Origin of the sequence: Actinomyces sp. oral taxon 169, assembly GCF_013394715.1 — a bacterium.
Lineage (GTDB): Bacteria > Actinomycetota > Actinomycetes > Actinomycetales > Actinomycetaceae > Actinomyces.
Genome location: NZ_CP058259.1, coordinates 2,880,680 through 2,892,711, shown reverse-complemented (window position 1 = coordinate 2,892,711; position 12,032 = coordinate 2,880,680). Strand labels below are relative to the sequence as shown.

At 67.8% G+C, this 12,032-nt stretch carries 8 protein-coding genes; 5 read left to right on the top strand and 3 right to left on the bottom strand.

Annotated features, from left to right (window positions below):
* Positions 1-237 precede the first annotated feature (237 nt).
* A complete protein-coding gene (locus HW274_RS12090) occupies positions 238-897 on the bottom strand; it encodes a GPP34 family phosphoprotein (RefSeq protein ID WP_185989634.1) in 660 nt (219 codons plus the stop codon).
* A gap of 256 nt (positions 898-1,153) precedes the next feature.
* On the opposite strand from HW274_RS12090, the gene HW274_RS12085 reads away from it, so the two are divergent.
* From HW274_RS12085 to HW274_RS12065, 5 genes are all read left to right on the top strand, one after another.
* Entirely contained in the window at positions 1,154-4,828 is a 3,675-nt protein-coding gene (locus HW274_RS12085; protein ID WP_185988891.1) for a DEAD/DEAH box helicase, read from the top strand.
* Between the two features lie 426 nt (positions 4,829-5,254).
* Positions 5,255-6,646, top strand: a complete 1,392-nt coding sequence (locus HW274_RS12080; RefSeq protein WP_185988890.1) for an ATP-dependent endonuclease — start codon at positions 5,255-5,257, stop codon at positions 6,644-6,646.
* 352 nt (positions 6,647-6,998) lie between these two features.
* Positions 6,999-7,250, top strand: coding sequence for a DUF4244 domain-containing protein (locus tag HW274_RS12075; protein WP_185988889.1), 252 nt, complete (start codon positions 6,999-7,001; stop codon positions 7,248-7,250).
* A 200-nt stretch (positions 7,251-7,450) separates the two neighbouring features.
* Positions 7,451-7,765, top strand: a complete 315-nt coding sequence (locus HW274_RS12070; protein ID WP_043538407.1) for a TadE family type IV pilus minor pilin — start codon at positions 7,451-7,453, stop codon at positions 7,763-7,765.
* Positions 7,762-8,136 (top strand): Rv3654c family TadE-like protein, encoded by a 375-nt coding sequence (locus HW274_RS12065; RefSeq protein WP_075254776.1) that lies wholly within the window; start codon positions 7,762-7,764, stop codon positions 8,134-8,136. Before HW274_RS12070 ends, HW274_RS12065 begins: the two co-directional genes overlap by 4 nt.
* A 48-nt stretch (positions 8,137-8,184) precedes the next feature.
* On the opposite strand, the gene HW274_RS12060 is transcribed toward HW274_RS12065, so the two are convergent.
* Both HW274_RS12060 and HW274_RS12055 read right to left on the bottom strand, forming a co-directional pair.
* Positions 8,185-10,296, bottom strand: coding sequence for an ABC transporter ATP-binding protein (locus tag HW274_RS12060; protein WP_313902160.1), 2,112 nt, complete (start codon positions 10,294-10,296; stop codon positions 8,185-8,187).
* The gene (locus tag HW274_RS12055) at positions 10,293-12,026 is read right to left on the bottom strand and encodes an ABC transporter ATP-binding protein (protein WP_075254774.1); all 1,734 of its coding nucleotides are present in this window, start codon (positions 12,024-12,026) and stop codon (positions 10,293-10,295) included. The genes HW274_RS12060 and HW274_RS12055 overlap by 4 nt, the downstream gene beginning before the upstream one ends.
* Positions 12,027-12,032: the final 6 nt, after the last annotated feature.

Genomic DNA, 12,032 nt, shown 5'->3' with positions numbered 1-12,032 from the left:
ACTCCAGCCGGGGACGTCTCGCGCGTTCGGTGACAGGATTCCGGTCCCCGACGGCGTCGAAGGTCCCCGCCCGGAAGGGCACGCACCCGGCCGCGCAGAATGTCCCCGGCCGCATCCTTCGTGGCGCTGCGCAAGCCAATGGGTGGTGTCCCCGTCTGCGCGGAATGTCCCCCGCGGCGCGGAATGTCCCCGATGGGGCCGGAGTGGGGGCGGTGGTGCGCGGAGAGCCGGCCGCGATCAGCTCGACGAAGCCGCCGCAACGCTCCCGGCGGCGATGATGGCCATCGTCACGGCCTCCACGGCCCGCTGCACCGCGCGCCCCACGGGGCTCTCCCCCGCGAGCTCCTTGATCCGGCGCTTGAGCTCTCCGCGGCTGAGACCGGTCTCCTGCTGCGGCAGGACGGTCGGTGCGACACTGAGCGCCTGCAGGATCGACAGCAGGGCGACATCGGAGGCGGTCGGCGGCTGCACCCCGCGCAGGGCGGCGTCGATGCGTGCACGCAGCTGCCGCTCGGGGAGGGGATCGAGCGTGGGGTAGCTGGGGTTCAGCGAACCGAACAGCCCGCCGGTGTGGATGCGCACCACCCCGGCCGCCGCCAAGGACTCGGCGATGTGGCGGGTGGGGTTGAGCTTGCTCCAGCACACCAGGGAGGAGAATCGCTTGCCGTCCTTGGCGGGCAGGATCTCCAGGGCCTGGTCCAGGACGGGGTGCCCGGTCGGCTCGGAGTTGACGATGTAGATGCGGGGGTTGCGCTCCTCGGTCAGGCTGATACGGCCGGCCAGCAGCAGGTCGGTGAGCAGTGCCCCGGTGAGCCCGTAGGACGAGTGCGCCATGCGGCTCTCCGGCTTGCCTGAATCCTTGGTCAGCAGCAGGAACAGTTCTTCACAGGTCAGCATCGCGTTCATGGATCCAGTACAACGCACCGTCATCGAAATGTGATCCACCCGGGGTGCGAGATCCGGGTCCGGGGCGGCTCCTCCTCACGGGGGAGGTACCCACCCGCCTATCCGACCGGGCTACGGCCGGTCCCTCACCCCGCCCGGCACCCGGCCCCACGCGACCGGGTGCGAGACCGGCGCCGTTCGCGCCCAGCGTGCGATCAGCGGCCGGACGGCGCCCGAAGGTGTCGTACCCCGCGTCTAACCTGGGGCCATGGCTCGCGCGATTCGGCATGACGACTGGCCGGTGGAGCTCACTGATGGCCAGATCATCAGTCGGGTCGGCCACCGGGCCTTTGAGCGCGGCCTGGACTATGCGCGCAAGGGGCGGGTGCGGGGTATCAGCGTCGCCGGGGACGGGGACATCATCAGCGCCCAGTCCAAGGGCTCGGGCGCGCACACCTACCAGACCATGGTCTTCCGCAAGCAGGGCGCCCGCAGCGCCCCGGCGTCCTGGGCCGGCACCTGCTCGTGCCCGGTGGGCAGCGACTGCAAACACACGGCCGCCCTGCTCATTACCGCGCGCACCCTGGCGCAGGCCGAGCCCGACGGCGCCGCCGCCCCCTCCGGCGGGCCCGCCCCCTGGGAGAGCCGGCTGGCCGACCTGCTGCAGGTGGAGCGAGCCCCGCGCCGTCGGATGGCCCTGGAGATCATCGACGACCCCGGCAACATGTGGGGCACCCCCGCCGGCCTGTCCATGCTGCCGCTCATCGAAGGCAAACGCGGCTGGAACCGGCAGGGCGCCGCCTGGACCCAGATCGCCGCCGGAGGCCTGGACGACGACGTCGACCCCACCGTCATGGGCGTCCTGCGCGAGCTGGCCGGCATGGCCGGCGGCTACGGCTTCTACTACGCCGACGACCGCCTCTCCCTGACGACCGCGCCCGCCCACGTCTGGGACGTGCTGCGCCGCGGGGTGGCTGCCGGCCTAACCCTCACCACCGCCCAGCGCCACGGCATGCCCGTCTACCTCGCCGACGGGCTGCGCGGCGGCATCCACCTCACCCGGGAGGGCGACGGCGACATCGCCATCACCCCCGCCCTGGAGATTGACGACGTCGAGGAACTGCGCCGCCTCCAGGTCCCCGGACTGCGCCTGAGCTTCTCCCTCATGCCGATCGGCGACCCGGTCCACGGCTTCTACACGTGGATGCCCGGGCGCGAGCTGCTCCTCATGCCGCTCGAGCCGCGCCCCACCGAGGCCCTCTCCCGGGTGCTGCGGGGCGACGGCGAGGCCATCACCATCCCGGCCGGGGACGTCGAGCGTTTCGAGACCGAGCATCTTGAGGCCCTCACCCGGGCGCTGCCGGTCCTGTCCGCCGACACCTCCATCCGCATGCCCCGCCCCACGACGCTGCGCGCCGCGCTCGCGGTCCACGTCGATACCGCCGAGCACCATCTGAGCACCGAGTGGTTCATCCGCTACGTCGGGGAGGACGGCGAGGTCCGGAGCAGTCACGCCCTGCCCGACCTGTCCGCGGCGGCCGAGGGGCGCATCGAGGGCGGGACCGCCGGCCGGGACATTGAGGGGGAGACCCGCCTGGCCCGAGAGGTCCTCAACCACCTGCTTCCCCTGGCCGGCCGGCACCCGGCCCTCTGGCAGCCCCTGGACCTGCGCGGCATGGCCACGGCTCGTTTCATGACCGAGACGCTTCCGGTCCTGCGCGAGTTGGAGGCCTTCGATATCGAGGTCGACGACGACGTTCCCGACTACCGCGAGGCCGACGCCGCCCCCGTCATCACCACCAGCGTCAACGACGACGAGGACCGTCCGGACTGGTTCTCCCTGTCCGTGCGCGTCCACGTGGGGCAGGAGGAGATCCCCCTGGCGCTGCTCATGGCGGCCGTAGCTGGCGGGGAGCCCGAGGTGCTCCTGGAGTCGGGCACCTGGGTGAGCATCGACCGCCCAGAGATCGAGGCCCTGGCCCGCCTCATGGAGGAGGGCCGCGAGCTGGCCGACCCGCAGGCGCAGGGCGAGCTGCGGGTCAGTGCCCTGCACGCCGGCTACTACGAGGTCCTGGAGTCACTCGGCATCATCGAGCAGGCCACGGCTCGCTGGAAGGAGCGGGTCGGGCGGCTGCTGGAGCGGGCGCGCGCCGCCGAGGCCGCGGCCGAGCGCTCCGGTGGACGGCCTGTCGGAGGCGACGACGCGGGCGACGCCGCCGAGAGAACTGGTGAAGGGACCGGCGGGGTGCCCGTGCCCGCGGGGATGCGGGCGACGCTGCGCCCCTACCAGCTCGAGGGCTACCGGTGGCTGGACTTCCTGCGCCAGGCGGGCCTCGGCGGGGTCCTGGCCGACGACATGGGACTGGGCAAGACCGTCCAGGTGCTCGCCGCCGTCCAGCGCCTCATCGAGCTGCGCGAGGAGGCCCAGGGGAGCGAGCCGGCCAGCTCCGGTGACGCCGGTGAGCCGGAGGGGACCGGGCCGGTGCTCGTCATCGCACCGACCTCCGTCGTCGGCTCCTGGGTGGAGCAAGCTGAGCGCTTCTGCCCGGGGCTGCGGGTGCGGGCCGTGAGGCGGACCGCCGCCAAGCGCCAGGAGACCCTGGAGGAGATCGTGGAGGGCTGCGATGTCGTCGTCACCTCCTACACGATCGTGCGCCTGTGCGAGGAGGAGTTCATCGCCCAGGACTGGGCCTGGGTGGTGTGCGACGAGGCCCAGTTCGTCAAGAACCACACCTCGGCCACCTACAAGGCGGTGCGGCGGCTGCGCTCGCCGTCGACCATCGCGATCACGGGTACGCCGCTGGAGAACTCGCTCATGGACCTGTGGGCGCTCATGAGCATCGCGGCGCCGGGGCTGCTGCCCGACCCGGAGCGCTTCGGGCAGGTCTACCGCAAGCCGATCGACCGCGGGGACGCCGAGGCGCTGGGGCGGCTGCGGCGCAGGATGCGGCCCTTCCTGCTGCGGCGCACCAAGGAGCAGGTGGCCGCGGACCTGCCCGCCAAGACTGAGCAGGTCCTGTCCGTCGAGCTGGGCGCCAAGCACCGCAAGGCCTACGACCAGCGCCTGGCCCGCGAGCGGCAGAGGATCCTCGGGCTGTTGGAGGAGGACACCGCCCAGTCGCGCTTCGTCGCGCTCAAGGCGCTGACCACCCTGCGGCAGATGGCGCTCGACCCGGCGCTCGTCGACGGCGAGGACGGGGCTGAGCCTGAGGCCGCCGAGAGCGCGGGTGGCGGGGAAGCCGGGGAGGCCGCCGGTGGGAAGGGCGGTTCTGGCAGGAAGACGGCCCGCGGGAAGGGTGCGAAGGGCAAGGCTGCTGGCGCCCCCGCAACGGGCCGCAGCGGACCGGGGCGGCGGCCGAGCCCGTCGGCCAAGGTCGAGGTGCTGGTCGAGCACCTGGGGCCCATCCTCTCCGAGGGGCACCGCGCCCTCGTCTTCTCCCAGTTCACGCGCTACCTCTCCGGCGTGCGCGAGCACCTGGAGGCCACCGGTGTGCGAACCGCCTACATGGACGGCTCCACCCCCGACCGGCAGAAGGTCATCGACGCCTTCCGGGCCGGCGAGGCCGACATCTTCCTTATCTCCCTCAAGGCCGGCGGCTTCGGGCTCACGCTCACTGAGGCCGACTACGTCTTCCTGCTGGACCCGTGGTGGAACCCGCAGGCTGAGGAGCAGGCCGTCGACCGCACCCACCGGATCGGCCAGGACAAGCCGGTCATGGTCTACCGGCTCGTCTCGGCCGACACCATCGAGGAGAAGGTCATGACCCTCAAGGAGAAGAAGGCCGAGCTCTTCGCCCGGGTCGTCGAGGGGGCCGGCGAGGCCGAGGCCGGCGGCGAGGGTGCTGCGGGCGCCGGTGCGGGTGGCGCCGGCGCGGTGGGCTCGGGCGGGCTCAGTCCGGCGGCCCTGACCGCCGCCGAGATCCGCGAGCTCATCGAGGGCTGAGGTCTTCGACGTCGTCAGGCGCCGCCGTAGGCCGGCCGTCCCCACACGCCTGCACTGTGGCCCTCATCCATGGAGCCTTGCACGTGGGCGGAGACGTGAATCCCGCGCCTGTATGCATGACATGTACTTGCCTGGAAGCCTTCAGTGTGATGCCGCGGTACACATGGTGGAGGTGGGGCCAGGTGCGGACATTGCTACCGCTGTGGCGTTGGGCGACAGCACCGTTTTTCCGGTGACATCTGGCCCAGAGAGCGCCGGGGACCACTGTCACACTCGGCGCAGGTGATAATCGCGGGTGGCTGGGGGAACGCGGCATCGTCGGATGGGTCGGTGCACGCGCGGGCAAATCCAGACGCAACAAGGAACTAATCTGATAGTATCCAATATACTAGAACAAAATTCCCTGTGAATTACTTGGAGGGCTGTATGTATCTGAGGAGCGCCATCATCGAGAACGTGAAGAGTTTTCGAGGAGCGCATCGTTTTGATTTTAAGCCAGGAGTTAACTTCTTTGTCGGTGATAACAATAGTGGAAAATCCACGATACTTGAAGCTCTTTTGTTTATGTTTGAGGGGCCGTCCGCGACAAGGTGGACCCCCGATAAATTCTATTGCACCGAATCCGATGGAGCAACCAGGGTAGAAGTTGATATCTCGGGAGATGTTGACGGTCTGGTGGCGCAGGATAAGTTTAAAGTCCTCAAAGACTTTATCTTTGAGGATAGTGGACAAAGAATTCTCCGTTTGGAGCGAAGTAGTGAGATGCGAACCGTGATTCAGAATGGTAGAGACAAAAAGGTTGATGTCAAGAGCGTGTGTTTCTGGCATCCAGAGCACGAGCAGTTTGAGAACGTTACCGGTATTGATGCTAAAGTAAAAGCGATTTTTGACTTCGAGGCAGTTTGGGCGAACGCGCAGCCAGGCGATCATATCGATTTCGCCAGCAACAAGACGCTTGGTCGTCTTCTTGACTCTTCGTTTAGGCAGTTTACTCAAACTGATCGCTGGAAGGACCTTGCGGAGGCTCACGAGAGAGCCTTTTCTATCGAAGGGGATGGGTCCTTCTTGGGAGAAACGAAAGTTCTTGCAGAAGGCATAGAAAAACTTGTTCGCGAACAATATGGGCAGGCTAGATTTCGTTTCGATTTTGGATTGCCTGATGCGACTGTGTTTATGAAACAGGGGAAGATGTATGTGGATGATGGCGCTGGTGAAACGCTTGTTGATGGGAAGGGTACCGGCATGCAAAGGGCTATTGCGCTTGGTATCATCCAAATGTATGCCCGATCGTCTGCTCTTGCTGATACAATTAATCTGACGCCGCTCGCGCTTATGCTGGATGAGCCTGAAACTTGGCTGCACCCAAGTGCGCAACTCAAACTTGGCGAAGCGCTGAGTAAGATTGGTAATCGCGAACAAGTGTTTATTGTCACTCATTCCCCATACTTGATTCGCAAATTTGATCACAATGCTCATCTTCTCACGGTCCTTGTGGGTCAAGGGGTTGGGAGGCGTGTCGACATGTCCACTCAGTTCGGTATATTTGGATTAGGTGAGCCAACATGGGGTGAAATTAACTACAGGGCATTTAACGTGTGTAGCAATGACTTTCATAATGAGCTTTATGGCTACGTGCAACGCCATCTCGAATCGCAGAAAGGGGATGGTAAATTTGCCACGGAAAAGGAGGTTGATTCCTATCTTGAGAGCAAGGGGTTGAAAAAGACTGGGACTGGGCTCGCACGTCGACCAATAAATATAAAACAACACTTCCTGTATTTGTTCGTAACTCCATTCATCATCCAGAGAATAATTTGAATGACGAGGTTACTGAAAATGAGCTGCGTGAGTCGACTGCAGCTCTTGTGACGATTGTAGAGTCCATTAATAGATCCTCTTAACTTCTAGGATATAATAGGGTGTGATGAGATTGTCTGGCTGAGTTGTTGAAATCGCTTCTGGTGAGCTGATCTGATCAAGTTAATCCTAGAGAGTTTGCTTGATTTCGCGGTGTCCCAGGGGCCACAGAGCCGGGACTGCAGGTGGTCTCCACAGGGCTGACAAGCCCCTGAGCGCGGCGGCTCGGGGCGGCCCGATGCTGGTGGGGCGGGCACGGCGCCCGCTGGGGAGCGGCGGTGCGCTGGTCCCCACCGATCAGAGGAGAACCACCATGAGGAGACCCACCCGGACCACCTTGCGCGCCCTGCGCACCAGCGTGATGCTGGCCCGCCCGAGTGACGCCTCGACGCTGCCGGCGCTTCTGCGGCGCCTGGTCACCAAGGAGGAGGGCATGGCTACCGCTGAGTACGCTATCGGCACCTTGGCGGCCGCGGCCTTCGCCGGCTTGCTGCTGGCGCTCATGCGCTCGGGCAGCCTGAGCGGGGCGTTGCAGTCCATCATCGAGTCGGCGCTCTCGGTGTGATGTGCGCCGTTATCGCAGCAGGTGGGCGCGCTCGCCCCCGAGTGGCCCGGTCGCTCGGCGGTGGCCGACGTCGCCGCCCGGGTCCCGCTTCCCGCCGGCCCTCCAGCCGCGTGGAACCGCATCCCTCACCTGGTCGCCGGCCCCGACGAGGCCGCGGGGTCGACGACCAGGGCGGGTGCACCGCAGGAGGGGAGGAGGGGATGGTGACGGCTGAGACGGCACTGTCACTGCCTGCGGTTGTCCTTGTGCTGTTGATGGTGCTGGCGGCGGTCAGCGCCGGAGTCACTCAGCTGCGGGTGGCCGACGCCGCCCGCACCGCCGCCCGTCAGGCCGCCATCGGCCAGGAGGACTACGCCGGCGCAGCCCAGCGCGTGGCCGGAGGGGTGAGCCTCGGCGTCGAGCAGGGCGAGCTCACCTGCGTCACCGCCGCCCGCCCCGTCCCCGGCCCCTTGGGCGGCCTGGGCCTGACAGCGCGCGCCCGCGCCTGCACCTACACCGAACCGAGCAGCCCATGAACCGCCCACGGAGGGACGAGCGCGGCTCGGGGACCGTCTACGCGCTCGGCGTCATCGCCGTGCTGCTGGCCGCGGCGCTCGGCATCGCGGGCCTCATCCAGGCCCAGAGCGCCACCGGCCGGGCCCGGGCCGCCGCCGACCTCGCGGCCATCTCCGGTGCCACGGTCCTGTCCTCGGTCATCGCTCCCAGTGACCCCTGCGCCATGGCGCAGCGCGTGGCTGCAGCCAACGGCGCCTCGGTGAGCGTCTGCTCCGTGGCCGGCGAGGACGTCACCGTCAGCGTCGTCGTCCCGACGACGATCCTCGGCCGGCCCCGCCAGGCCACTGCCCAGGCCCGCGCCGGTCCCGTCGACGCCCCGCCCAAGCCGTGACCCGGCCCGAACCCGGGTGTCGACACAGTGCGCCGGGGCTCCCGGGCCTCAGTCCTCGACGGCGACGGTGGCGCCGCCCGCGAACTGGGCCGCGTGGAGGCGCGCGTAGGCGCCGTCCGCCGCGATGAGCTCGTCGTGGCTGCCCTGCTCGACGATGTCGCCGTGCTCCATCACCAGGATGGTGTCGGCGTCGCGGATCGTGGACAGGCGGTGGGCGATGATGAAGCTCGTGCGGCCCTCGCGCAGCGCGTTCATCGCCTGCTGGACCAGCAGCTCGGTGCGGGTGTCCACCGAGCTCGTAGCCTCATCGAGGATGAGTACGGCCGGGTTGGCCACGAATGCCCGCGCGATCGTGAGCAACTGGCGCTCGCCGGCGGAGATGTTGGCGGCGTCCTCATCCAGAACCGTGTCGTAGCCCTGCGGCAGGGCCTTGATGATGTGGTCGACGAAGCACGCCCTCGCGGCGGCCTCGACCTCCTCGTCAGTGGCGCCGGGCCGCCCGTAGCGGATGTTCTCGCGGATCGTGCCGGCGAACAGCCACGGGTCCTGGAGAACCATGCCGGTGCGGCGACGCACGTCATGGCGCGTCATGGTGGCGATGTCGCGCCCGTCGATGAGGATGCGTCCCCCGTCGAGCTCGTAGAAGCGCATGAGCAGGTTGACCAGGGTGGTCTTGCCCGCCCCCGTGGGCCCCACGATCGCGACCGTGTGCCCGGGGTCCACCCGCAGCGACAGGTCGCGGATGAGCTCGACCTCCGGGCTGTAGGAGAAGCGCACGTGCTCCATCTCGATGACACCCGGGCCCGCCGGGCGCTTCGGCGAGGCCCCCGCGGCACCGGCGCTCCCCGGTGTGACGTCGTCGGGACGCTCCTCCTCGGCGTCGAGCAGCTCGAAGATCCGCTCGGCGCTCGCGGTCCCGGACTGCACGGCCGTGGCCATGCCGCCAAGCTGACCCAGGGGCTGGGAGAACTGCTGGGAGTACTGGATGAAGGCCTGCACGTCGCCCAGGCGCAGCGACCCGGAGGCGACCATGGCGCCACCGACCACCGCGATGGCCACATAGTTGATGTTCCCGATGACCAGCATGATCGGCATCATGATCCCGGAGAGGAACTGGGCGCGCAGCGAGGCCCGGAACAGCTCCTCGTTCTCGGCGGCGAAGGCCTCGCGTACCGAGGCCGTGCGCCCGTAGACCTGCACCAGGGCGTGCCCGGAGAAGGACTCCTCCACCCGGGTGTTGATCTTGCCGGTGCGCGCCCACTGGTGGGTGAAGGCCTTCTGCGAGCGCGGCCCGATCACCCCGAAGACCACGCCCATGAGCGGGAACATGATGAGCGCCACCAGCGCCAGCTTCCAGGAGATGGAGAACATCATCCCCAGCACCCCCACCACCGTGAGGATCGCCGTCAGGGCGCCGGACAGGGACTGCTGCAGGGTGTTGGTGACGTTGTCGACGTCGTTGGTCAGGCGACTGAGCAGCTCGCCGCGCTGAACGGTATCGAAGTAGCTCAGCGGCAGGCGGTGCACCTTGTCCTCGACCTGGGCGCGCAGCCGGTAGAGGGCCTTGATCGTGATGCGGTTGATGAGCCAGCCCTCAAGCCAGTTGAGCAGGCCCGAACCCACGTACAGGCCCAGCACCACCGTCAGGATCCGGCCCAGGCGGGTGTAGTCGATGCCCGCGCCGGGGATGACGTCCATCGCCGAGAGCATCGTGGCGAAGTCATCCATCCCCCGTGCCCGCAGGGCCTCGACGGCCTGGGCCTTGGTGGTGCCAGCCGGCAGCATCGTGGAGACCACGCCCTCGAAGATGACGTTGGTGGCCTGGCCCAGCACCTTGGGGGCCGCCACGGCCAGCACGACCGTGCCCACGGCGGCCAGGGCCACGATCATCAGGGAGACCCGGTAGGCGCCCAGCAGGCCGACCATCCGCTTGAAGGAGGGCCAGAAGGCCTCGGCCTTGCCCGGAGGCGGACCGTCGTGCCAGTCGCCCGAGGCGGCCTGCGCCTCAGCGGCCAGCTTGAGGTCCTCCTCGCTGAGCTCATCGGCGCCGACGACGGCGCTCGCGGCGGTACGCGCACCGCTCCCGGCCTTCTTTCGGGTATCCCTGTCGGCGTTCCTGCCGGCCTTCTTGCCCATGTGGCTGCTCGCGTTCCTGCTCATGCTGCGGCCTCCGCTCCGAGCTGGGAGGTGACGATCTCGCGGTAGACGGCGCAGGTGGCCAGCAGCTCAGTGTGCGTGCCGCTGCCCACCAGGTGGCCGCCGTCCAGGACGAGGATCTGGTCGGCCTCGACGATCGTGGAGACGCGCTGGGCCACGATCACCTTCGTGATGCCGACCGTCGCCGGCCCCATGGCCTCGCGTAGCCGCGCGTCAGTGGACACGTCCAGGGCCGAGAAGGAGTCGTCGAAGATGAGGATGTCGGGTCGGCGCACCAGGGCCCGGGCGATGGCCAGGCGCTGACGCTGACCACCCGAGACATTCGTGCCGCCCTGGGCGATGGGCGCCTCCAGGCCCCCGTCCATCTTGGAGACGAAGTCCTTGGCCTGGGCGACCTCCAGGGCCTCCCACAGCTCGTCGTCGGTGGCCTCCTCACGCCCCAGGCGCAGGTTCGAGGCCACGGTCCCGGCGAACAGGAAGGGCTGCTGGGGCACGAGCCCCATCTGGGCCCACAGCGCCTCGGGGTCAGCCTCGCGCACGTCGGTGCCACCGATGAGCACCTGCCCGCTGCTGGCCTCCAGCAGCCTCGCCAGCAGCCGCACCACCGTGGACTTACCCGACGCCGTCGAGCCGACGATCGCCGTCGTCGTCCCGGGCTGGACGGTGAAGCTCACCTCCGCCAGGACGCGGGCGTCGGCGTCGGGGTAGACGAAGGTGACGTCCCGCATCTCGACCGTCCCGGGAGCCGGGAAGGTGTCGACGGCGTCGGGGGAGGAGGTGATGGTCGGCGACGTTGCCAGCACCTCGCTGATGCGCTCGGCGCACACCGCGGCGCGCGGGATCATGATCGTCATGAAGCTCGCCATGACGATGCCCATGAGGATCTGCATGAGGTAGGACATGAAGGCAATGAGGGTGCCGACCTCCACGTCGCCATCGCCGACCCGGTGGCCACCGAACCAGATGACGCCGACGATCGTCACGTCCAGCACCAGCATCACCAGTGGGAACAGCAGGACGAAGAGCTGCCCCACGCGCTCGCCGACGCGGGCGATGTCGCCGTTGGCGTCCTCGAAGCGCTCGGTCTCGGCCTCCTCGCGCACGAAGGCACGGATGACCCGGATGCCGGTGAGCTGCTCACGCATCACCCGGTTGATGGCGTCGAGCTTGTCCTGGTAGGAGCGGAACAGGGGCAGCATCCGGCCCACGATGAGTCCCACCGCCACGAGCAGGATCGGCACCGACACCCCGATCAGCCACGACAGGCCCGGGGCGCGCGTGACCGCCATGAAAATTCCGCCCAGCGCCATGAACGGCGCCGTCACCAGCATCGTGGCACTCATCATCACCAGCATCTGGACCTGCTGGACGTCGTTGGTGTTGCGGGTGATGAGCGAGCCCGCCCCGAAGGCGGAGATCTCCCGCTCGGAGAAGCCGCTGACCCGGTCGAAGACCTCGCCGCGCAGGTCCCGGCCCATGCTCATCGCCGCGCGCGCAGCGAGGTAGGTCGCCAGCACCGTGCACACGCCCTGGGCCAGGCTCACCCCCAGCATGAACGCGCCCATCCGCCAGATATAACCGGTGTCCCCGGTGGCCACACCCTTGTCGATGATGTCGGCATTGAGAGTGGGCAGGTACAGGGAGGCCATCACCTCAGCGAACTGAAGCACCAGAACGCACACCAGCAACCCCGTGTAGGGGCGCAGGTGCGTGCGCAGTAATCGAAGGAGCATGCCGGG

Excerpts from the sequence above, each read along its gene's own strand:
- HW274_RS12090 (WP_185989634.1), bottom strand. The coding sequence starts at position 897 with ATGCTGACCTGTGAAGAACTGTTCCTGCTGCTGACCAAGGATTCAGGC.
- HW274_RS12075 (WP_185988889.1), top strand. The coding sequence starts at position 6,999 with ATGAGGAGACCCACCCGGACCACCTTGCGCGCCCTGCGCACCAGCGTG.
- HW274_RS12085 (WP_185988891.1), top strand. The coding sequence starts at position 1,154 with ATGGCTCGCGCGATTCGGCATGACGACTGGCCGGTGGAGCTCACTGAT.
- HW274_RS12070 (WP_043538407.1), top strand. The coding sequence starts at position 7,451 with ATGGTGACGGCTGAGACGGCACTGTCACTGCCTGCGGTTGTCCTTGTG.
- HW274_RS12065 (WP_075254776.1), top strand. The coding sequence starts at position 7,762 with ATGAACCGCCCACGGAGGGACGAGCGCGGCTCGGGGACCGTCTACGCG.
- HW274_RS12080 (WP_185988890.1), top strand. The coding sequence starts at position 5,255 with ATGTATCTGAGGAGCGCCATCATCGAGAACGTGAAGAGTTTTCGAGGA.
- HW274_RS12060 (WP_313902160.1), bottom strand. The coding sequence starts at position 10,296 with ATGAGCAGGAACGCGAGCAGCCACATGGGCAAGAAGGCCGGCAGGAAC.
- HW274_RS12055 (WP_075254774.1), bottom strand. The coding sequence starts at position 12,026 with ATGCTCCTTCGATTACTGCGCACGCACCTGCGCCCCTACACGGGGTTG.